The 23,481-nt window shown below is 71.1% G+C and carries 13 protein-coding genes; 5 read left to right on the top strand and 8 right to left on the bottom strand.

The features are described from left to right. Positions 1-66: 66 nt before the first annotated feature. The 6 genes from HDA31_RS08865 to HDA31_RS08840 all read right to left on the bottom strand — a co-directional run bounded on the left by HDA31_RS08865 (position 67) and on the right by HDA31_RS08840 (position 6,226). Positions 67-522 carry an NUDIX domain-containing protein gene (locus HDA31_RS08865; RefSeq protein WP_178065638.1) on the bottom strand — a complete coding sequence of 152 codons (456 nt, stop codon included), beginning with the start codon at positions 520-522 and terminating at the stop codon, positions 67-69. A 233-nt stretch (positions 523-755) separates the two neighbouring features. Further along, positions 756-1,544 carry a metal-dependent hydrolase gene (locus HDA31_RS08860; RefSeq protein ID WP_178065639.1) on the bottom strand — a complete coding sequence of 263 codons (789 nt, stop codon included), beginning with the start codon at positions 1,542-1,544 and terminating at the stop codon, positions 756-758. Positions 1,545-1,636: 92 nt separating this feature from the next. Continuing rightward, positions 1,637-3,052: a GH1 family beta-glucosidase gene (locus HDA31_RS08855; RefSeq protein WP_246383998.1), complete on the bottom strand. Its 1,416-nt coding sequence runs from the start codon at positions 3,050-3,052 to the stop codon at positions 1,637-1,639. Further along, positions 3,049-3,888, bottom strand: coding sequence for a carbohydrate ABC transporter permease (locus HDA31_RS08850; RefSeq protein ID WP_178065640.1), 840 nt, complete (start codon positions 3,886-3,888; stop codon positions 3,049-3,051). The genes HDA31_RS08855 and HDA31_RS08850 overlap by 4 nt, the downstream gene beginning before the upstream one ends. Then, complete coding sequence (locus tag HDA31_RS08845; protein WP_178065641.1) at positions 3,881-4,861, bottom strand: carbohydrate ABC transporter permease; 981 nt, start codon at positions 4,859-4,861, stop codon at positions 3,881-3,883. The genes HDA31_RS08850 and HDA31_RS08845 overlap by 8 nt, the downstream gene beginning before the upstream one ends. Before the next feature lie 66 nt (positions 4,862-4,927). After that, a complete protein-coding gene (locus tag HDA31_RS08840; RefSeq protein ID WP_178065642.1) occupies positions 4,928-6,226 on the bottom strand; it encodes an ABC transporter substrate-binding protein in 1,299 nt (432 codons plus the stop codon). A 253-nt stretch (positions 6,227-6,479) separates the two neighbouring features. Here HDA31_RS08840 and HDA31_RS08835 point away from each other — a divergent pair, with 253 nt between their 5' ends. From HDA31_RS08835 to HDA31_RS08815, 5 genes are all read left to right on the top strand, one after another. After that, on the top strand, positions 6,480-7,670 hold the full coding sequence (locus tag HDA31_RS08835) for an ROK family transcriptional regulator (protein WP_246384000.1): 1,191 nt from the start codon (positions 6,480-6,482) through the stop codon (positions 7,668-7,670). A gap of 254 nt (positions 7,671-7,924) precedes the next feature. Beyond that, positions 7,925-10,072, top strand: coding sequence for a pectate lyase-like domain-containing protein (locus HDA31_RS08830; RefSeq protein ID WP_376701370.1), 2,148 nt, complete (start codon positions 7,925-7,927; stop codon positions 10,070-10,072). Between the two features lie 88 nt (positions 10,073-10,160). After that, entirely contained in the window at positions 10,161-12,509 is a 2,349-nt protein-coding gene (locus HDA31_RS08825; RefSeq protein ID WP_178065645.1) for an AbfB domain-containing protein, read from the top strand. Between the two features lie 421 nt (positions 12,510-12,930). Beyond that, positions 12,931-15,738: a PQQ-dependent sugar dehydrogenase gene (locus HDA31_RS08820; protein ID WP_178067615.1), complete on the top strand. Its 2,808-nt coding sequence runs from the start codon at positions 12,931-12,933 to the stop codon at positions 15,736-15,738. A gap of 64 nt (positions 15,739-15,802) precedes the next feature. Continuing rightward, entirely contained in the window at positions 15,803-17,923 is a 2,121-nt protein-coding gene (locus HDA31_RS08815; RefSeq protein ID WP_178065646.1) for a ThuA domain-containing protein, read from the top strand. 148 nt (positions 17,924-18,071) lie between these two features. On the opposite strand, the gene HDA31_RS08810 is transcribed toward HDA31_RS08815, so the two are convergent. Further along, a complete protein-coding gene (locus HDA31_RS08810) occupies positions 18,072-18,434 on the bottom strand; it encodes a hypothetical protein (RefSeq protein ID WP_178065647.1) in 363 nt (120 codons plus the stop codon). Between the two features lie 689 nt (positions 18,435-19,123). Next, positions 19,124-23,425, bottom strand: a complete 4,302-nt coding sequence (locus HDA31_RS08800) for a discoidin domain-containing protein (protein WP_178065648.1) — start codon at positions 23,423-23,425, stop codon at positions 19,124-19,126. Positions 23,426-23,481: the final 56 nt, after the last annotated feature.

Below are 23,481 nucleotides of genomic sequence, written 5' to 3'. Positions count from 1 at the left end.
CACGTGCACCGCTGGAGGATGGTTCACGCTTTCTCCAGCCCGGACGAAGTGCGAGCAGCGCTGGATCTACGGGCCGCTCGGCGATGCGGTTGTCCGTGCCTCGCCGCGACGAGACAGCCGGTCAGGCTCAGGCAGGGAACGGAGCAATGCCGGCAGGGCGCCGAACACGAGGGGAATGCCTCCCAGCTCGCTGATCCCGACCCATGCGACGTCGTCGTGCTCCTCAGGGGCACGGTTGGTGGGAGAGCCGACCCAGTCTCTGATGCGCCAGACGCCCACGTGGACGGCCTCCTGGCCGCTGCCGGCATACAGGTCGCCCAACCGCGACGAGGACTCCGCCACGATGTGAACCCCGAGCTCCTCGTGCATCTCGCGCGAGAGTGCCTGTAGTTCCGACTCACCCGCTTCGACGTGCCCCCCGGGCAGATCCCAGAGATCCGGGTATGCCCGGCGGGTCGGGCTGCGGTGCACCAACAGCACCGCGCCGTTCTCCACGAGTGCGCCGCAGACGACGACATGCATGACGGGATTAGAGCACAGGGGCAGGACAAGCTCATTCCAGCCAGAGGGCACGCGCAGGACGGAACGTCGTGAGGGCCGTCGACCTGGCGTGAAGGATGCCGATGGGCTTGTGCGGACCGACGACCAGCATGCCGCCCCCGTGATCGGCTCACCACCAGGCGGCACGAATGGACACCACTGGGTGCTGGCAGCTCGAAGCGCGTCTCGGGCCCAGCGGCGCGGAGCGGCAGTGGCTACGACGCGATCAGGGTCCAGGCGCTGATTCCGCCCAGCACGATCAGGGCGGGCACGACCAGGAACAGCTCGGCGGCCGAGCCGGTGCGGAAGCGCAACGGGGCCCGCATGCCCAGCGGCGCCCACCGGCAGCCCCGGATCCGGATCGGCCACAGCAGCGGCACCCGGCTGAAGGTCAACGCGTCACCGAGGGAGTGCACCAGGCAGCCCAGGCCCAGCGGCAGACCGACCCACCACCATCCGGCGACCGGGCCGGGCAGCGCGGCGGCCATCACCCCGACGAACAGCCCGGCCGCCGCCGCCCCGTACGCGCCGCGGGTGCGCCTGCGCAGGGCCCCACGCACGGCCAGCGCCGCGGCCAGCCCGGCGACCACCGCCGCGGCGACGTCCCCGCCGACCCAACACACCAGCGACACCAGCAGGCCGGCGGCAACCGCGAACAGCAGAGTGTGCGTGACCGCCCGGTGCCCGCCCCTGCCCACACAGCAACGGCAGGAGGCCCCGCGCAGCGCCGCCGCGCCCGCCGCCGCCCCCTGGGCGACCAGCCGGGTCACCGGACCCAGCGACCGGGCGACGACCGAACCGGGATGGTCGACGTCCGGCAGCAGCGCCCCACCAGCGGTGACGGCCGCGCCGACCACCACGGTGCCCACCGCCGGCCGCGCCCCCAGCCCGGCCACCACCGCGCAGCCGCCCAGCCACACCACCGCCCCGGACAGCGCGTGAGAACGCCCCATCACCGCCGCGCCACCACCCTCCACCATCGACACGAAACGCGAACGAAGCATCGCAGAGAGCACCGACACTTGAGGGCGGTCGGGTCGGGCCCCTGGGCGTCACCCGGTGCGACACCCAGGGGTTCCCGGGCCCCGTCGGCCCGTCATCGGCGTACCGGGACCGTCCTCGCCGGTCCGGTGCGCTGCCGGTGTGCGCGGATCAGGTCGGCGTACCGCAGCCCGCTCGCCTTGACCGTGCGCCGTTGGGTGGGGTAGTCGACGTGCACCAGGCCGAACCGCTTATCGTAGCCGTACGCCCACTCGAAGTTGTCGAGCAGCGACCAGACGAAGTAGCCGGCGAGGGGAACGCCCCGGCCGACGGCGGCCGCGCAGGCCGCCAGGTGCCGCTCCAAGTGGTCGGTGCGCTCCCGGTCCTCCACGGTGCCGTCGGCGGTGACGTGGTCCGGCCAGGCCGACCCGCTCTCGGTGACGACGATCCGGGACGGCGCGTACTCCTCGTGCACCGCGACCAGCAGCCGTTCCAGCCCGGCCGGATGGTTCTCCCAGCCCATCGCGGTCTCCGCCGCACCCGGCACCGGCACCTGCCGGGCGTACGGCGGGGGCCCCTCCGGGTCGTCGACGACGACCTGCCGGAAGTAGTAGTTGACCCCGAGGAAGTCGGTCGGCGTGGCGATCACGGCGAGGTCGTCGCCGCGTACCGGCGGTTCCACCCGGTAGGTGGCCAGCATGTCGGCGGGGTAGCCGCGGCCGTGCAGCGGGTCCAGCCACCAGCGGTTGACGTGGCCGTCCATCCGGCGGGCGGCGGCGATGTCCGCCGGATCGTCGGTGGCGGGCTCGCAGGGACTGAGGTTGAGCACCGCCCCGACGGAGGCCCGGCGGGCGGCGTTGGCGCGGACCGCCAGGGTGGCCAGGCCGTGGCCGAGCAGGGTGTGGTGGGAGGTACGCACCGCGCGGGCGAGATCCCGCTCGCCCGGTGCCATCCGGCCCTCCAGGTGCCCGATCCAGGACACGCAGAGCGGCTCGTTGACGGTGGTCCAGTCGGCGACCCGGTCGCCGAGGCGGGCGGCGACGACCGCGGCGTAGTCGGCGAACGCCTCGGCGGTGGCCCGTTCCGGCCAGCCGCCCCGGTCCTGGAGGGCCTGCGGCAGGTCCCAGTGGTAGAGCGTGACGAACGGCCGGATCCCGGCCGCCAGCAATGCGTCGACCAGCCGGTCGTAGAAGTCCAGCCCGCTGGGGTTGACCGGGCCGACGCCGGCGGGTAGCACCCGGGGCCAGGCCACCGAGAACCGGTACGCGTCGACGCCGAGGCCGCGTGCCAGCGACACGTCCTCCGGCCACCGGTGGTAGTGGTCGCAGGCGACGGTGCCGCTGTCGCCGTTGTCGATGGCCCCGGGCACCTGGCAGAAGGTGTCCCAGATCGACGGTGCCCGGCCGTCGGCGGCGACGGCGCCCTCGATCTGGTAGGCGGCGGTGGCGACACCCCAGATGAAGTCGGCTGGCAGCGTGGACAGGTCGGGCACGTCGGGGTTCTCCTCGCGGGACACGGTGGCGGGACTCACTTGACCGCGCCGGCGGTGAGGCCGGCGACGAAGTAGCGCTGCAACGCCAGGAAGCCGGCGACGACGGGGATGCTGACCACCAGCGAGGCGGCCATCACCTGGTTCCAGTAGACGTTGAACTGGGTCGAGTAGCCCTGGAGGCCGACGGCCAGGGTCCGACTGCCCTCGTTGGTCATCACCGAGGCGAACAGCACCTCGCCCCAGGCGGTCATGAACGCGTACACGGTCACCGCGACCACTCCGGGCACTGCCGCCGGCAGCACCACCTGGAACAGCGTGCGGAGCGGGCCGGCGCCGTCGACCTGGGCGGCCTCGTCGAGTCCGCGCGGGATGGAGTCGAAGTAGCCGACCAGCATCCAGATCGAGAACGGCAGCGAGAAGGTGAGGTAGGTGAGGATCAGGCCGGTGCGGCTGGCGTACAACTGGATGCCGGTGGCGTTGCCCAGGTTGACGTAGATCAGGAACAGCGGCAGCAGGAACAGGATGCCGGGGAACATCTGGGTGGACAGGACGGTCACCGAGAACAGGCCCCGGCCGCGGAACCGGTAGCGACTGACCGCGAACGCCGCGAAGATCGCCACGGCCACCGACAGGACCGCCGCCACCGAGGAGACGACCAGGCTGTTGACCAGATAGCGGCCCAGCGGCACGGTCGACCACATGTCCACGAACGCGTCGACCGTGGGCCGGCGGGGCCACCAGGTGAACGCGTTCTGCACGTCCTGGAGCGGTTTGACCGCCGAGCTGACCATCACGTAGAGCGGGACGAGGACAAACAGCGTGAGCAGGGTCAACACGGTCCGGCGGGCCCAGCGCTCGGCGGTGGTCTCACGCATCGTTCCTCCGGCGGTTGGTGAGCAGCAGGTACCCGGCGGTGACCAGGAGCAGGAACAGCAGCAGCGCCACCGACATCGCGGAGCCGGAGCCGAAGTCCCAGGTCTTGAAGGAGCTGCGGTAGATGTGGATGGAGACCAGGTCGGCCTGCTCCGGCGCGGAGCCGCCGAACAGCACGTACGGGGTGTTGAAGTCGTTGAAGGTCCACAGGAACAGCACCAGCAGCAGCACCAGGTTGACCGGACGCAGCATGGGCAGGGTCACCGAGCGCAACCGCCGCCAGAAGCCCGCGCCGTCCATCGCGGCGGCCTCGTACAGGTCGGCCGGGATGTTCTGGAGGCCGGCCATGACGCACAGGAAGGCGAACGGCCAGGACCGCCAGATCGACACGGTCAGCAACGCGACGAAGCTGTTGTCGCCGATCAGCCAGAACGGCCGGTCGCCGAGCAGGTGCAACTGGTCGACCAACACGTGGTTGACCAGGCCGTTGTCGCGCTGGAACAGGAAACTCCAGGTGATCACGGCGGTGTAGACCGGCAGGGCGTACGGGGTGAGGAAGAGCGCGCGCAGCAGGCCCCGGCCGCGGAACGGGCGTTGCAGCAGCACGGCGGCGGTGGTGCCGAGCACCCAGGAGAGGCCGACCGAGCAGACCGTGTAGAGCACGGTCACCTGGAAGGAGTGCAGCAGTTCGGCTCCGGCGGCGGAGTCGAAGTCGAGCACCATCCGGTAGTTCTCGGCGCCGACGAACGGGGCGGTGGACCAGTCGCGGATGTGGAACTGGGTCAGCTGGAGCAGGCTCATCCAGGCGCCGACGAGCATCGGCACGACGTGGATCGCCAGTTCCAGCACGACGGCCGGGGCGAGCAGCAGGTACGGCAGGAGTGACCGGCGGGGTCGGCGGGGGCGGTTCTCCGGCGTCCCGGCCCGGGGCGGCCCGTCCCGCCCGGTGGCGTCGTGGACGGTGGTGGTGGCCATCGTGGTCCTCTCGCTGGGTGGCCGTGGCGGGGTCGGCGTCCCTGCCACGGCCACCGGTCCGGCGCGTCAGCGCATCTGCTGCTGGGCCTGGCTCAGCTTGTGTCGGACGCTCTCCTCGGTGACCGGCTTGCCGCTGGCCGCGTCGGCGAAGAGTTCCTTGATGGCGGTGCCGACGAGCGTCTCGAAGGTGCTCTCGTCGGGCACCTGAGGCAGCGGGGCCGCGGTGGTGGCGAGGGTTTCCTGGAGCACCTTCTGCTCGGGGGCGGCGAACGCCGGATCGCCGGCGGCGGTCGTGACCGGCGGCAGCGATCCGTACGTCCTGTTGAGCGTCACCTGCTCGGCGTCGCTGGTCATGAACTTCACGAACTCCAGGGCGGCGTCGGGGTTCCTGGTGTGCTTGAACACGGCGATGTTGATCCCGGCGACCATGCTGTTGACCTTCCTGCCACCGGCCGGCGGGGCGGCCAGGAACGGCACGGGGGCCACGCCGTACGCGTCGGCGGCCATGTTCTGGGACTTGAGGTTCGCCCCGACGGCCTGCCAGAGCAGCATCGCCGCCTTGCCGTTGGCGAAGTCGGACACCGACTGGTTCTGCGCGTACTCGGCGTTGCTCGGGTTGATGATCTTGTCGGTGGCCATCAGGTCGACGTACCGCTTGACCGCGGCGACGTTCTGCGGGGTGTCGAAGGTCGGCTTGCCGGCGGAGTCGAACCACTCGCCGCCGTGCTGCTGGCTGAAGGTGAAGGCGTGGTGCGCGTTCTCCGAGGGGTTGGCGCCCTCGACGGCGAGGCCCCACCGGCCGCCGCCGGTCAGCTTCCGGCCGACCTCGGCCACCTGTTCCCAGGTGGCCGGCGGGGTGGTGATGCCGGCGTCGGCGAACGCCTTCTTGTTGTAGTAGAGGGCGTAGGCGAGGCTGTAGAGCGGCACCGCTGCGGGCGGTTCGCCCGGGGCCCCGGCGGCGGCGAGCGCGGCCGGAACGAACCGGTCCCTGCCGCCGACCTTTGCCAGGGTGGCGTCGTCGAACTCGACCATCGCCCCGGTCGCCTGCAACGACGCCGACCAGGTGTTGCCGATGTTCACCACGTCCGGGCCCTGTCCGGAGGCGGCGGCGGCGAGCAGCCGGTTGAGCAGGTCCGACCAGGGCACCACCTCCACGTTGACCTTGATGCCGGTCTGCTGTTCGAACCGGTCCAGTTCGGGCTGGAGGATCTGCTTGTCGGCTTCCAGGCTCGCCCCCTGGTTGCTGGCCCAGTAGGTGAGGGTCTTGGCGGATCCGCCGGACGGGTCGTCCGAGCCACCGCAGGCGGTGAGCGAGGCGGCAGCCAGGACGGCGGCGGTGAGTATCGCGAGGCGACGTCTCGACACGATCGGCCCTTCCGGTTCTGGTGGTGGGGGTGTGTCGGTGCGGTGGCGTGCGCGAGGGCCCGGCAGCCGGAGATCCGGGGCCGTCGATCCGAAGGTTCGCGCACCGTGTCGTGGAAGTTACATCACGGCTTAATTAATGTCGTCATTAAAGTGGTTGTCCGCAGGGCCGTCAACCCCCGGGTCGTACAGTCGCCCCGGACGGCCCGGGGATCGAGGTGGCGGGGTGGAGTTGGCGCGAGCGACGAATCGGAGCGTGCGGCTGCGGAATCGGTCGGCGCTGCTGTCCAGGCTCTTCCTCGACGGCCCGCTGACCCGGCAGGACCTGATGCGCAGCACCGGTCTCAGCCAGCCCGCGATCAGCAACGTGGTCAGCGACCTCATCGGCGAGGGGCTCGTCGTCGAGGCCGGCGCGGCCGAGTCCGACGGCGGCCGTCCCAGCATGATGCTGCGGGTCGCGCCCCGGTTCGCCTTCGTCATCGGGGTGGACGTCGGGGAGACCCTGATCCGGGTCGAACTGTTCGACTTCGCCATGACCCTGCTGGCCCGCGCCGGCTACCCGCTGGACCCGGCGCGCACCGAACCGGCGACGGTCGCCGGACACGTGCTGGCCGGCATCGACGCGGTCACCACCCAGGCCCGGGTGTCCCCCGCCGACGTGCTCGGCGTCGGGATCGGCGTGTCGGGCGTGGTGGAGCAGGGCGCCGAGGCGGTGGTGCACGCCCAGGCCCTCGGCTGGGACCGGGTGCCGCTGGAGCGGTTGATCCGGTCGGGCACCGACCTGCCGCTGCACATCGACAACGGCGCCAACACCCTCGGCCAGGCGGAGATGTGGTTCGGAGCCGGACGCGGCGCCCGGCACGCCGTGTTCGCCCTGGTCGGGTCCGGTGTCGGCGCAGCCCTGGTGACCAACGGGGCCTCCTACCGGGGAGCGTCCAGCAGCGCCGGCGAGTGGGGACACACCACCCTGGTGTACGGCGGCCGGACCTGCCGCTGCGGGGCCCGGGGCTGCCTGGAGGCGTACGTCGGCGCCGAGGCGATCATCGACCGCTACCAGGAGGCCCAGGGCGGCCGGGCGGTGCCCGGCGAGGACGAGGAGTCCCGGATCGCCGCCCTGGTCGAGGCGGGCGCCAGTTCGCCCACCGCCCGTCGGGTGCTGGACGAGACCGCCGGATACCTCGGCGCCGGGGTCGCCAATCTGATCAACCTGTTCAATCCCGAGCGGGTGGTGCTGGGCGGCTGGGTGGCGATGGCGCTCGGCGGCCTGCTGCCCGAGATCCGCGAGGCGGCCGGGCGGCAGGCGCTGCGCCAGCCGTACGAGCAGGCGTCGATCGAACTGTGCCGGCTCGGCGTGGACGCGGTCGCGCTCGGCGCCGCCACCCTGCCGATGGCCCGGCTGCTCGCCACCGGAGGACTGCGGCCGGCGGTCAATAACCACCATAAGTAGCAAACCGGGATAAATAACACTGCTATAGATCGATGTCTTGACGCCCGCGCAACACGGCCGCAACACTCGGGAGAGAGCGCTCTCCGGTCGCGGGGCCGGCCCGGCGGCACCATCCCGGCACCCGTGGCCGCTCTCCTCAGCCCCGTCGCGCCCGGCGTCCGCACCCCCTACCGACAGGCGAAGTCATGACATCTCGTGTCACCCCCGCACGCCCGAGAACGGGCCGACGGCCCTGGCGGCGTACCGTCGTCGGCATGGTCGTCGCGCTCGTCGCGGCCCTGACGCCGACCGCCCTGGCCCCGCCGGCGCACGCCGCGCCGGCGCTGTTGTCCCAGGGCCGCCCGGCGACCGCGTCGTCGACCGAGGGCGCCGGCTTCCCGGCGTCGGCGGCGGTCGACGGCAACACCGGCACCCGCTGGTCGAGTGCCTTCAGCGACCCCCAGTGGCTACAGGTCGACCTCGGGGTCCAGGCCACCCTCAGCCAGGTCACCCTGGTCTGGGAGGCCGCGCACGCGCGGGCGTTCCAGATCCAGACCTCCGACAACGGCACCACCTGGACCACCGTCTGGAGCACCACCACCGGCACCGGTGGCACCCAGACGGTGCCCGTCACCGGCAGCGGCCGGTACGTCCGGATGTACGGCACCACCCGGGCCACCGGCTACGGCTACTCGCTGTGGGAGTTCCAGGTCTACGGCGAGAGCGGCGGAGTCGTCGACCCGGTCGAGCCCACCGACCCGCGCAACCCGAACTTCGGCCCGAACACCTTCGTCTTCGACCCGTCGACGCCGACGGCCACCATCCAGAGCCGGCTGAACACCCTCTTCTCCCAGCAGGAGACCAACCAGTTCGGCCCGCAGCGGTACGCCGTGCTGTTCAAGCCCGGCACCTACACCGCCGACGTCAACCTCGGCTTCTTCACACAGGTCGCCGGGCTGGGCATGAGCCCCGACGACGTGAACCTGAACGGCCACGTCCGGGTCGAGGCGGGCTGGTTCGGCGGCAACGCGACACAGAACTTCTGGCGCGCCGCGGAGAACCTGTCGGTCACCCTGCCCGCCGGGGTGACCGTCGAACGCTGGGCGGTGTCGCAGGCCGCGCCGTATCGCCGGATGCACCTGCGCGGCGCGCAGAACCAGATTCAGCTCTGGAACGGCGGCGATGGTTGGTCCAGCGGCGGCCTGCTGGCCGACACCCGCATCGACGGGCTCGTCGTCTCCGGCTCCCAGCAGCAGTGGTACTCGCGCAACAGCGAGTTCGGCAACGGCTGGACCGGCTCGGTGTGGAACATGGTCTTCCAGGGCGTGACCGGCGCGCCCCCGCCGCACTTCCCGAACCCGTCGCACACCGTCATCGCGCAGACCCCGCAGATCCGCGAGAAGCCGTTCCTCTACGTCGACGGCACCGGCGAGTACCGGGTGTTCGTCCCGGCCCTGCGCACCAACTCCACCGGCACGAGCTGGTACGGCAAGACCCCGGCCGGCTCGTCCATCTCGCTGAGCCAGTTCTTCGTCGTCCGGCCGGGCACCAGCGCGGCCACCATCAACGCCGCGCTCGCCCAGGGCCGGCACCTGCTGTTCACCCCCGGCGTGCACCGCGTCACCGAGCCGATCCAGGTCAACCGCGCCGACACGGTGATCCTCGGGCTCGGCCTGGCCACCATCCAGACCGACAACGGCGCGGTCGGCATGCGGGTCGCCGACGTCGACGGGGTCAAGGTGGCCGGCATCATGTTCGAGGCCGGGCAGACCACCTCGCCGGTGCTCATGGAGGTCGGCCCGCCCGGGTCGTCGGCCGACCACTCGGCCAACCCGATCTCGCTGCACGACGTCTTCTTCCGCATCGGCGGGCCGGGCGTCGGCCGGGCCACCAACACCCTGACCGTCAACAGCGACGACGTCATCGGCGACCACATGTGGCTGTGGCGCGCCGACCACGGCGACGGCGTCGGCTGGACGGTGAACACCGCCGACACCGGGCTGACCGTCAACGGCGACGACGTCACCATGTACGGCCTGTTCGTCGAGCACTACCAGAAGTACCAGACCGTCTGGAACGGCAACGGCGGCCGGACGTACTTCTACCAGAACGAGATGCCGTACGACCCACCCAACCAGGCCGCCTGGACGAACGGGGCGACCCGGGGCTACGCCGCGTACAAGGTGGCCGACTCGGTCACCAGCCACCAGGCGTGGGGGCTGGGCAGCTACTGCTACTTCAACGTCAACCCGGCGGTGGTCGCCGACCGGGCCCTCGAGGCGCCGACGAACCCGAACGTCCGGTTCACCAACATGGTCACCGTCTCGCTCGGTGGGGTCGGCACCATCAACCGGGTCGTCAACAACAGCGGCGGCACCGCCAACACCGCCAACCAGGTGGTCTACCTGACCAACTACCCCTGACCGGCGCGGGGCGGGGGCCGGACGACGCCGGCCCCCGCCCCATGGGCCCACCCACCGCCCGCGCCGGCCCGCCCCCATCGGAGACGGCATGACACGACACGTCCGCGTCCGCAGCCTTCCCCTCCTGGCCGCCCTCGCCCTGTTGGCCGGATCGCTCGCGCCGGTGGCCACCGCGCACGCGGTGCCCGCCAAGACGCCCCCGCTGACCACCCCGTGGACCAGCCAGGCGCTCGCCGGCACCCCCCTGCCGGAGTACCCCCGACCGCAGATGACCCGCCCCGACTGGCTCAACCTCAACGGCGAGTGGCAGCTACGCCAGTCCGCCACCAACGACGCCCCGCAGTTCGGCGCCGACCTTCCCGAACGTGTCAACGTGCCGTTCCCGGTGGAGAGCGCCCTGTCCGGCGTGCAACGTGCCGCCGCCGACAACCGCCACTACCTGTTCTACCGGCGCACCTTCACCGTCCCGTCCCACTGGTCCGGCCGGCGGACGCTCCTGCACTTCGGCGCGGTCGACTGGCAGACCACCGTCTGGGTCAACGGCACCCGGGCCGGCCAGCACACCGGCGGCTACGACGGCTTCACCCTCGACGTCACGGCGCAGCTCAACGGCGGCACGAACGAGATCGTCGTCAAGGTGTGGGACCCCACCGACAGCCGACAGAACGGCAGCCTGCCCCCGATCGGCAAGCAGACCAAGACGCCGAGCGGGATCTTCTACACCCCGAGCTCCGGCATCTGGCAGACCGTCTGGCTCGAACCGGTGCCGACCGCGTCGATCAGCAGCGTGGACGTGTACCCGAACCTGGCCGACGACACCCTCCGGGTCCGGGTGTTCACCCGTGGCGACGTCACCGGGCACAGCGTCCTCGCCGAGGCGCTGACCGGGGCGACCGTGGTGGGGTCCGCCGTCGGTGGCTTCGCCGAGTTCAGCGTGCCCGTGCCGAACGCCCGCCGCTGGTCCCCCGACGACCCGTTCCTCTACGACCTGCGGGTCACCCTGCGCGGTCCCGGCGGCGGCCAGGTGGACCGGACGACGCACTACTTCGGGATGCGGGAGATCACCACCGGCCTGGTCGGCGGCGTGCTGCGGCCGAAGCTCAACGGCCAGTTCGTGTTCCAGGTCGGCACGCTCGACCAGGGTTACTGGCCCGACGGCCTCTACACCGCGCCGACCGACGCCGCGCTCGCCTTCGACCTGCAAAAACACAAGGACCTCGGGTTCAACATGGTGCGCAAGCACATCAAGGTCGAACCGCAGCGGTGGTTCTACCACGCCGACCGGCTCGGCCTGCTGGTGTGGCAGGACCTCCCGTCGATGACCGCGCAGGACGTCAACGCCGACAACGCCCAGCAGGCCCAGTTCGAGGCCGAGGCACGGGAGATCGTCGACGAGCACCGGAGCAGCCCCGCGGTGGTCGCCTACACGGTCTACAACGAGGGGTGGGGCGAGCGTGCCCTGGCCGACACCCGGCGCGTCGGGCAGAACGTGAAGAACCAGGACCCGACCCGGTTGGTGAACGTGCACAGCGGCCACAACTGCTGCCAGTCCCTGGGCGACCCCGGCAACGGCGACATCGACGACTGGCACGTCTATCTCGGCCCCGCCTCGCCGGCCCCGTCAGCCTCCCGGATCGCGGTGCTCGGTGAGTTCGGCGGCCTGGGGCTGCGGACACCGGGGCACGAGCACAGCCCGAGCGGCGGCTTCTTCGCGTACGAGTGGCTGCCGAACTCCACAGCGCTCACCGACCGGTACGTCGGCCTCGTGCAGGGCACCCAGAACCTGATGCTCGGCACCGGCCTCAGCGCCTCGGTGTACACCGAGATCACCGATGTCGAAGGCGAGCTGAACGGGTTCCTCACCTACGACCGTCGGGTCGTCAAGATGGACGAGGGCCGGGTCCGTGCGGCGAACCGGGGGCTGATCGACGCGTCCCGGTCGCTCGGGAGCAGCCAGCCGGCCGCCCTACCGGTCAACACCCGGCGGTCGTTGCAGGTGACGACCCCGGGCTACACCGACCGGTACCTCCGGCACCGGGACAGCCTCGCCTACACCGAGATCGTCACCGCGGACAGCCCCGCGCTGCTCAAGAACGACGCCACGTACACGATCCGGCCTGGCCTGGCCGACCCGAGCTGCTACTCGTTCGAGTCCGTCAACTTCCCGGGTCAGTACCTGCGGCACGTCGAGTCCCGGGTCCGCAACTCCCCCGACGACGGCTCCGCCCTGCTCCGCGCCGACGCGACCTGGTGCGCCCGGACCGGGCTCACCGGCAGCGGCGTGTCGCTGGAGTCGTACAACTTCCGGGGATCGTTCCTGCGCCACTACGCCTCGGAGGTCTGGCTGAGCAACGGCGCCGGCGGGGCGGCGTACAACTCACCCGGGCTGTGGGCGGCGGACAGCACCTGGAACGTCGCCGGCCCCTGGGCTCCCTGACGGCCCCGCCCCGGGCCGGCCGCCCGCCGGCCCGGGGCGGCGCCCTGGCCAACGGCGCCGGCTCGGGGCCAGTTCCTGCGCCGCCGGGGTGGGCGGGTCACCGATCAGCATCGCGGGTTGCCCGCTGGTCGGGTTGCCGAAGACCAACGGCACGTCCAGGCCGCAACGGCGGGGCTTTTCGTGGTTCAAGCGAAAGTTCGCCGCGGCTGGGCAGAAGGTATGGACAGCGAGATCGAAGCGGCTTAATGTCTTCGCCAACACGAAAGTGTTTCGGCGAGGTGAACCGGCGGCGCGGTGATCCATCGACCCCCCTCCCCCGCTACGGCATCCGGCGCGACGGCGCGCGCCCCGCCCTGGCATTCGAACGTCAGGAAGGGACGGACAGACAGTGTCCACACACGACGGCGCGTTCAGCCGGCAAATGGCGTCGGTCAGCTCCGCACTACTACTGGTCGCCGCCGCCGGGCTGGTTGCCCTCGGCAGCCCGGCCCCCGCCCAGGCCCACACCATCACCCCCACCGACTTCCAGCAGGTCACCCTGGCCAAGGGGGTAGCCGAGGTCGGCGAGCCCATGACCATCGCGGTGCTGCCCGACCGGTCGGTGTTGCACACCGCCCGCAACGGCACGCTGCGTCGAACCGACGCGGCCGGCACCACCACCGTGGTCGGCACGATCCCCGTCTACACCCACGACGAGGAGGGCCTCCAGGGCGTCGGCGTGGACCCGAACTTCACCACCAACCGGCACGTCTACCTGTACTACGCCCCGCCGCTGTCCACCCCCGCCGGGGACGCCCCGGCCACCGGCACGGACTTCTCCGCCTGGCAGGGCGTCAACCGGTTGTCCCGGTTCACCCTCAACGCCAACTGGACGCTGAACACGTCCAGCCAGGTCAACGTCCTGGACGTGCCAGCCGACCGGGGCATGTGCTGCCACGTCGGCGGGGACATCGACTTCGACGCGGCCGGGAACCTGTACCTGTCGACCGGCGACGACACTAACCCGTTCGACTCCGCCGGATACGCGCCGATCGACGAGCGGACCAACCGCAACCCCGCGTACGACGCGCAGCGCAGCGCGGCCAACAGCAACGACCTGCGCGGCAAGATCCTGCGGATCAAGGTGAACGCGGACGGAAGCTACTCCATCCCGGCCGGGAACATGTTCGCCCCGGGCACCGCGCGGACCCGTCCGGAGATCTACGCGATGGGGTTCCGTAACCCGTTCCGGATGAGCGTGGACAAGGCCACCGGGGTCGTCTACGTCGGCGACTACGGCCCGGACGCCGGCACCACCGGCACGCGCGGCCCCAGTGGGCAGGTCGAGTTCAACCGGGTGACCGGGCCGGGCAACTACGGCTGGCCGTACTGCACCGGCACCAACACCGCCACCGAGACGTACGCGGAGTGGGACTTCGCCGCCGGCACCGCGGGCGCCAAGTACAACTGCGCCGGTGGACCGACCAACAACTCGTTCCGCAACACCGGCCTGCCCACCCTGCCCGGGGCGCAACCGGCCTGGATCCGGTACGCCGGTGACGCCGGCAGCCCGCCGGAGTTCGGTGGCGGATCCGAGTCGCCGATGGCCGGGCCGGTCTACCGCTACAGCGCGTCGAACCCGTCCACCACGAAGTTCCCGCAGTCCTTCGACGGCCAGTTCTTCGCCGCCGAGCTGGGCCGGGGCTGGATCAAGCCCATCCACGTCAACGCCGACGGCTCCCGGGGCGCCATCGACACGTCGTTCCCCTGGAACGGCAGGCAGGTCATGGACTCCGCCTTCGGCCCGGACGGCGCGTTGTACGTCCTCGACTACGGCACCGGCTACTTCAACGGTGACGCCAACTCGGCGCTGTACCGGTACGACTACGTCGCCGGTGGCAACCGCGCGCCGACCGCCGTCGCCGCCGCCGACAGGACCTCCGGGGCGGCCCCGCTGACGGTGAACTTCTCGTCGGCCGGGTCGTCGGACCCGGAGGGCGGGGCGCTCACCTACTCGTGGGCCTTCGGTGACGGCACCACCTCCACGGCGGCCAACCCCAGCAAGACGTTCACCGCCAACGGCACCTACAACGTCACCCTGACCGTCCGGGACCCGCAGGGCGCGACCGGTACCGCCAGCGTGCAGATCGGCGTCGGCAACACCGCCCCGAGCGTCACCATCACCGGTCCGGCCAACGGCTCGCTCTTCTCCTACGGCGACACGGTGCCGTTCAGCATCACCGTCACCGACCCCGAGGACGGCACCATCGACTGCGCCAAGGTCAAGATGACCTACGTGCTCGGCCACGACCAGCACGGCCACCAGATCACCTCGAAGAACGGCTGCTCCGGCTCGATCACCATCCCGGTCGACGGCGAGCACGACGACGCGGCGAACATCTTCGCGGTCTTCGACGCCGAGTACACCGACGCCGGCGGGCTGACCACCCACCAGCAGCACACCCTCCAGCCGCGCAAGCGCCAGGCCGAACACCTCAAGACCTCCTCGGGGGTGACCCTCTACGACAAGGCCCCGGCCGAGGGCGGCCGGACCGTCGGCAGCATCGACAACGGCGACTGGATCGCGTTCGAGCCGTACCGGCTCGACAGGGCCACCTCGTTCAGCGCCCGGGTCTCCTCCAACGGCGTCGGCGGCACCCTCCAGGTGCGGATGGGTTCGCCCACCGGCACGGTGCTGGGCCAGGCGGCCGTCCCGGTCACCGGCGGCTGGGAGACCTTCACCACCGTCACCGGCGCCATCTCCGGCGCGCCGGCCAGCACCGGCACGCTCTACCTCACCTTCGCCGGGGGCACCGGGGCGCTGTTCGACCTCGACACGTTCGCGTTCGTCACCAGCAGCACCACCCCGGGCACCGGGCCGATCGTCGGGCTCGGCGGCAAGTGCCTGGACGTGCGCAACGCGGCCACCGCCGACGGCACCCAGATCCAGATCTACACCTGCAACGGCACCGCCGCCCAGACCTGGACGGTCACCCCGAACAGCACGGTCAAGGCGCTGGGCAAATGCCTGGACGTCTCGGGCGGGGGCTCCGCCGACGGCACGAAGATCCAACTCTGGACGTGCAACGGCAGCGCCGCCCAGAACTGGTCCGCCCAGGCCGACGGCACCCTCCGCAACCCGCAGTCGGGCAAGTGCCTGGACGTGTCGGACAACAGCGCCACCGACGGCCAGGCCGTCCACCTCTGGACCTGCCTGGCCGCCGCCAACCAGAAGTGGACCCTGCCGTAACCCGCCTGCCGGGGCACCCGCGGGGTGCCCCGGCACCACCCTCCACCCCGTTCGGGAGAGTGACATGCGCAGACTCCTTCGACCCGTCCTCGGCGCGGTGACCGCCGCTGCCACGGTTCTTGCCTGCACGACGGCGGCGGCTCCGGCCAGTGCGGCCGATGCTCCGTACGACGTGCTGGTGTTCTCCAAGACCGCCGGGTTCCGGCACGATTCGATCGCCGTCGGCACCCAGGCGATCCGGGAACTCGGTGCGGCGAACGGTTTCACCGTGACCGCGACCGAGGACGCGTCCCGGTTCACCACCGCGAACCTGGCCCAGTACGAGGCGGTGGTCTTCCTCAACACCACCGGAGACGTCCTGGACGCCGCACAGCAGACGGCCTTCGAGTCGTACGTCAACGGCGGCGGCGGGTACGTCGGCGTCCACTCCGCCGCCGACACCGAGTACGGCTGGTCGTACTACGGCAGCCTGGTGGGTGGCTACTTCGCCTCGCACCCGGCCATCCAGCAGGCGAACGTCCGCATCGAGAACCGGGCGCACCCGGCCACCGGGCACCTGCCGCAGACCTGGACCCGCACCGACGAGTGGTACAACTACCAGGCCAACCCGCGCGCGGGCGCCCGGGTCCTCGCCACCCTGGACGAATCGTCGTACTCGGGCGGCTCGATGGGCGGCGACCATCCGATCTCCTGGTGCAAGACGGTCAACTCCGGTCGGTCGTTCTACACCGGCCTCGGGCACACCCAGGGGTCGTACTCGGAGGCGGCGTTCCGCAGCCACCTGCTCGGCGGCATCCGGTACGCGGCGGGTCGGGCGAAGGCCGACTGCCGTCCGGAGACCGGCTACACCAACCTCTACAACGGGTCCACCACCGGCTGGTCGCAGGCCGGTCCGGGCAGCTTCAGCAACTCCGACGCCACCCTCACCTCCGTCGGCGGCATGGGCCTGTACTGGTACAGCGCCAAGCAGTTCACCAACTACTCCCTGAAGCTGGACTGGCGGATGTCCGGCGACGACAACTCGGGCGTCTTCATCGGCTTCCCGCCGTCGACCGACCCCTGGTCGGCGGTGGACAACGGGTACGAGATCCAGATCGACGCCACCGACGCGGCCGACCGCACCACCGGCGCGGTCTACACCTTCCAGTCCGCCGACCTGGCCGCCCGGGACGCCGCCCTGAACCCGCCGGGGGAGTGGAACACCTACGAGCTGCTGGTCGAGGGGGAGCGCCTCCAGGTCTTCCTCAACGGGCGGAAGATCAACGACTTCACCAACACCGACCCGGCCCGCTCGCTCGCCGGCCACGTCGGGCTCCAGAACCACGGTACGGGCGACGACGTGTCGTTCCGCAACGTCCGGATCAAGGAGTTGGGCGGCACCCCGCCACCGGACGGCGACACCACCGTGCAGGCCGAGGCGTTCAGCTCGGCCAACGGGGTCACCCCGTTCACCAAGGCCGGGGCCAACGGCGGACAGACCCTCGGCTACGTCGACCCGGGCGACTGGGCCGCGTACCCGGGTCTCGACCTGACCGGGGTCACCTCGTTGCGGGCCCGGGTGGTCTCCGGGGGATCGGGCGGCACCATCGGCATCCGGACCGGCTCGGCCACCGGCCCGCTGCTCGGCCAGGTGGCGGTGCCCAACACCGGAAGCTGGACCACGTACGCCGACGTCAGCACCACCCTGGCCGGGGTGCCCGCCGGTACGCAGACCGTGTACCTGACCTTCACCGGCTCCGGGACCGGCCTGTTCGACGTGGACGACTTCACCCTGGTCCGGGGCGGCGGCACCCCCGGCACCCCGGGCACCGGGCCGATCGTCGGGCTCGGCGGCAAGTGCCTGGACGTGCGCAACGCGGCCACCGCCGACGGCACCCAGATCCAGATCTACACCTGCAACGGCACCGCCGCCCAGACCTGGACGGTCACCCCGAACAGCACGGTCAAGGCACTGGGCAAATGCCTCGACGTCTCGGGCGGGGGCTCCGCCGACGGCACGAAGATCCAACTCTGGACGTGCAACGGCAGCGCCGCCCAGAACTGGTCCGCCCAGGCCGACGGCACGCTGCGCAACCCACAGTCGGGCAAGTGCCTCGACGTCTCCAACAACAGCGCCACCGACGGCCAGGCCGTCCACCTCTGGACCTGCCTGGCCGCCGCCAACCAGAAGTGGACCCTGCCGTGACCCGGTAGGCGGGCAGCCCGTGCCCCCGCCGCCGTCAGACCGGCAGCGGGGGCACGTCCGGGCTATCCGGCCGTCGTCGACGAGCTCGGAGAGCTCGTGCGCGCACTGCGCAACTCCGAATCGGAACGCAGAAGCTCGATAACTTGCGTCAGCCGCGGTGGCCGGGTGTTTCGGACGGGCTCAAGTCCACCTCTATGCGGACCTGGCCGCCGTCCCGGACGGCCACCGCGTGGCCAGACCGCTCGACGCCGTCGAGCATGACGGTCAGCGGCGCCCCGGATCCGGTGAAGTTACGCCACCACGCCTTCTTGTCCGGGAGCGCGACGTCGATGATGAGGCGCTCATGCTCGGCCCGGTAGGCCACCGGCAGCGCGACGGCGCGCCCGGATCGCCGCCCGGTGTAGCGGACGACGGTCATCCGACCGGCCGACATGCGGTTGAGGCGAGGGGACGACACGATGGGCAGGACCGCAAGGTTGACGATCCTGGTCACGCGCTGCAAAAGAGTCATGTCTCTACCCCGTTCAGGTCCGTTGCCCGCGCTGGATGCTATCGGCCACCACTTCGGGTTCGCGAGCCAGGCACTGGACGCCGTCCACGATCGTTGGACCGCGTGCGGACGATCCCTCGGCGCCCAGTACGCGCATCGCCCGCTCGATCGCCCCGAGATACTGAAGGTGCGCTGACGCGCCACCGGCCGAGTACGACTCGGCCCACGTTGAGTACGGCTCTACTCACGACGGCGTCGGTGCCGCAAACGTAGTGTAACAACACCCCGCGACCGCTCGGGCGACCAGTAGGCACGACAAGGAAGGAAGGCACAGGACAACCACCGCGGCCAACACGTCGGCGGTGAGCCGCGACGTCGGTGAGTGGCAGCGGGTGGATGGTGGCCCTTGTCGCGGGAGTCGCGACGTCGCGACGCTGTACCACCACTTCGGCAGCAAGCAGGGCCTGCTCGACGCGGTGATCAACCACGGCTTCAGCCAGTACTGCGGGACCTGCTGGGCGCCGCCGCGCGCCAGGGGCTGCTGCGGGTACCGGTCGACGACGCGGCCGAGCAGCTCCTCGCCGCCAACGTCGGCGTCACCCTCAGTCTGATCACGCAGCCCGAGGAGACGCGCGGAGACCTCGCCTGATCGGTCGCTCGTGGCGGTGCGCCGCCGGGGAGCTGTCCCCGACGGCACACCGGACGTCGCGTCAGCTCCGGTTGATGGTGAAGGTGGACGTGGTGTTCTTGATGTCCTGGTGGTTGCCGCTCAGCCGGAGGTTGACGAAGGTGGCCGTGCCGACCGCCGGGCCCTGCCCCGGCTCGGGCATCTCGTTGACCCAGATGCCGAAGCCGGACTTGGCGTCGAAGGCATCGCCGCTCTTGCGGGCCCCGGAGATCGACACGTTGGTGAAGACCGTGTCGGTGACCGGGTTCTCCGGCTGCCCGGCACCGTTGTACTTGGTCTGGAACATGATGCCCGAGTACGTCGGGTCGACGATGTCGACGTCGCTGACCCGGATGCCCCGGAACTCCTTGGAGGCGGAGAACACCCAGATCGCCGGGAAGGTCTGCGCGCCCCAGAAGTGGCCGCCGGCCCGGACCAGCGAGATGTTCTCGAACCTGGTCGGTGGGCTGGCCCCGAACCCGATGAACGGGTACCCGAAGTCCAGCGAACTGATGGTGATGCCGGAGTACGTCAGCATGTCCGCGACGTACATGTTGCGGAACACGTTGTCGTAGCCGCCGTACACCGCCACGCCGGCCGCCCGCCAGGTCAGCGTGGCGGTCAGGTTTTCGAACACGTTGCCGTGGTTGCCGGTCGAGGCGCCCTGGTCGGTGGCGGAGAACAACGCGAAGGCGTCGTCCCCGTTGGACCGGCCCTCCGAGTTGGTGACCAGGTTGTCGGTGCTGCCGTTGGTGAGGTTGACCGCGTCGGCGAAGGTGTTACGGAAGCGGCTGTTGCGGATCTGCAACCCACTCACGCTGACCCCCCAGTACGCGCAGACGGTGTGCTCGACCCAGACGCTGTCCAGGGTCAGGTTGTCGACGTCCTTCAGCTCGCCCCACACCTTGCCCGGACCGTCGATCCGGTTGGTGTAGTTGCCGAAGAACGCCAGGTGCGCGAAGGTCGACCCGCTGGCCGAGGACTCCAGCCGGAAGCCGGCGTCGGTGTTCTCCTGGCTCTGCGGGGTCTGGAAGCGGGTGTACCACATCCCCGCGCCGACCACCTGGACCGCTTTGCCGTACACCTGGAACTTCTGCGCGGTCTCGTAGGTGCCGGCGGGCAGGTACACCCCGACCAGGGTGCCGGTGGTGTCCATCCGGACCGCGTCCAGGGCGGCCTGCACGTCGGCGTGGCTGAACCCGTTGGGCACCCGGTACCGGGCCGGGTCCGGGTTGGCCCGGGGCGCGACCAGTTCCAGGTTCACGAAGTCGATCGCGTACGTGGTGCTGTTCGCCGGGTCCTTCTGGAGCCGGATCCGGCTGCCCGCCGGGATCGTCGAGTTCAACATGACGTTGGCCTCGTCGTAGATGTGCCGGGGACCGCCCGCGCCGGGCGAGTTGCCCGGGCTGGCCTCCGCGCCGTACAGCCAGATGTGCTTCGAGGTGAGGTTGATCGGCTTGTGCAGGGTGCCGTCGACGTAGATGTTCAGCGTCGAGTTGATGCCCCCGCCCCCGGCCGCGTCCGGGATGGAGAACCGGGTGACCAGGGTGTTCGTCGGGGCCTTGGTGGTCCACTCGACGTACGCGCCGGTGGTGTTCAAGGTGACCGCGCTGCGACCGGACGCCTCGCCGGCCAGGTTGCCGATCTCCCGGTTCGGGGCGAGCACCTGGGCTCCGCCGCCGACCGTGCCCTCCTCGGCCTCGTACGTGTCGTAGCCGAGGTTGGCGCCACGGCCGACGAACAGCGGCCGGTCGCTGGTGTTGTTCTGCCGCTTGACCGGCAGTTCGTTGGCGTCGTCGGCGAGCACCACCCGGACGGTGTACCGGCCGTTCGCCGCCGTCCAGGTGCCCAGGTTCAGCGGGCCGGCGGTCGCCCCGGCGGCGATGGTGCCGCTGTACGAGCCGGTCAGCGTCCGGACCACGGCGCCGGCGTCGTCGACCACGGTGAGCGTGACGCCGTGCGCGCCGCCGGCCGAGGCGACCGTGCCCTGGTTGCGAATGGTGACCGCGAAGCTGACCGTGTTGCCGGCGCTCGGGGTGCCCGGCGACCAGGTGACCGCCGAGGCCACCAGGTCAGAGCTGTCCACCGGGCGCACCGTCAGCGCGGTCGGGCTGGTGAAGCTGTTGTTCGCCTCGTTCTGCTCGATGACCGTGTTGGCCTCGTCGACCTTGGCGATGAGCTCGTAGGTCCCGGCGTTGCGGGCACCGATGGCGGCCGAGACGGTGCTCGACGCTCCGGCGGCGAGCGCCCCGACGGTGGCGGTGCCGACCTTCGTCGTACCCAGGTAGAGGCCCACGGCGGTGGCGGCGGAGGCGGTGGTGCCGGCGTTGCGGACGGTGGCCGACAGGGTGATCGTGTCGGTCTCGACCGGCGCGGACGGCGCGGCGGTCAGGCCGGTGACCGTCAGGTCCGGGTTCGGGGCCGGGGTGCCGATCACCTGGAGTTCGGCGACCTGCCCGTTGGAGGAGCCGGAGTTCGCGGTGAACTGGAGGCGGACGTCGGCGGCGGTCGCGGCCACCGGGATGGTGACGGTGTTGCTGCCGGCCGGGCTGAACGAGTACGTCGCCGAACCGACCAGGGTGCTGAACCCCGAGGCGGACTGCTCCCGCCCGAGCACCTGGAAGGTCTGGGTGCGCGGCCCCCACGCCGGGTCGGGGTTGAGCTTGACCACGACCGAGCTGATGCTGGCGTTCGCGCCGAGGGCCACGGTCAGGGTGCTCGGGTACGCCCCCGGCGCGCCCTCCCAGTAGGTCGTCACGTCGTTGTCGACCGCGTTGGCGGCCTGGAAGGTGTGCACCACCGACGAGGCGGTGGCCGGCTTGCCGGCGGCCAGGTTGCTGCCGCCGCCCGGGGTGTCCCCGGGGCGGGTGACCGTGTTGCTGGTCGCCGAGACGTTGCCTGCCGCGTCCCTCGCCCGCACGTGGTACGAGACGGTCGCGGTGTCCGGCTGACTGTCGGTGTAGCTGAGCGTCGAGCCGTTCACGCTGCCCCGCAGCGTGCCGTTGGCGTACACGTCGTAGCCGGTGACGCCGACGTTGTCCGTCGACGCGCTCCACGTCAGCCGGATCTGCCCGGCGGCCGGCCGGGTGTACGCCAGGCTGGTCGGGGCGGTCGGCGCGACGGTGTCCCCGGTGTCACCGGTGCGGGTCACCTGGTTGCTGTTGGCCGACTGGTTGCCGGCGGCGTCCTTCGCCCGGACGTGGTACGTCACCGTGGCGTTGGCCGGCTGGGTGTCGGTGTAGGTCAGCGTCGTCCCGCTCACGCTGGTGCGCAGCGTGCCGTTGGCGTACACGTCGTAGCCGGTGACGCCGACGTTGTCCGTCGACGCGGTCCAGGTCAGCCGGATCTGTCCGGGGGCCGGCTCGGTGTACGCGAGGTTGCCCGGCGCGGTCGGCGCGACCGTGTCGCCGGTCGACGGGCCGTACACCTCCAGTTCGGACAGCTGCGCGGCGGGCCAGCCGGTGTTGGCGGTGACGTTCAGCCGCAGGTACCGGGTGGTGGCGGTGCCGAAGGTGATGGTGACGGTGTTGCCGCTGGCCGGGTTGAAGGCGTACCCGGCCGAGGCGACGAGCGTCGAGAAGGTGGAGCCGTCGGTGCTGCCCTGCACGGTCAGCGTCTGGGTGCGGGCCTCCCAGCCGGACGGCAGCTTCAGCACCACCCGGTTCACGCCGACCGCGCTGCCCAGGTCCACCCGGAGCCACTGCGGAAAGGCGTTGTTCGGGCTCTCCCAGTAGCTGCCCGGGTTGCCGTCGGTGGCGTTGCCGGCGGCGTACACGTCGGAGTGCCCGCTGGCCGTCGTGCTCCGGCCCAGGGCGAGGTTGGTCGACGAGGTGGAGGCCCCGTACACCTCGAGTTCGGCGAGCTGGGCGGCCGACCAGCCCGTGTTCGCGGTGATCACGACTCGGACGTACCGGACCGTGGCGGCCGGCAGGGCGACCGTGACGGTGTTGCCGTTGGCCGGGCCGAACGCGTGCCCGGCCGAGGTGACGAGCGTGCTGAAGCCGCCGCCGTCGGCGCTGCCCTGAACCGACAGGGTCTGGGTACGCCCCTCCCAGCCGGCCGGCAGCTTCAGTTTGACCTGGTCGACGGCGACGGCGGAGCCCAGGTCGACCTGGGCCCACTGCGGGAGGGTGCCGCTGCTCTCCCAGTAGCTGGCCTGGTTGCCGTCGGTCAGGTTGCCGGCGACGTACGGGCCGTTGACGCTGCTGGCCGAGGCCGGTCGACCGGCGGCGAGGTTGGGACCGCCGGCCGCGGCGGCGGGTGCGGCGGAGATCGCCGGTGCCACGGTGACGGCCAGGCCGAGCGCGGCGAGCGCCGCGACCAGTCTGGTACGGAGTCTGGACATGGTGGGGGAACACCTCTCTCCGGGGGTGGGTGCGGGGGTGCGGAGGTGCGGGGTGG

The sequence above is a fragment of the Micromonospora carbonacea genome (assembly GCF_014205165.1).
GTDB lineage: Bacteria > Actinomycetota > Actinomycetes > Mycobacteriales > Micromonosporaceae > Micromonospora > Micromonospora carbonacea.
This window is presented reverse-complemented; position numbering and strand designations above follow the sequence as displayed.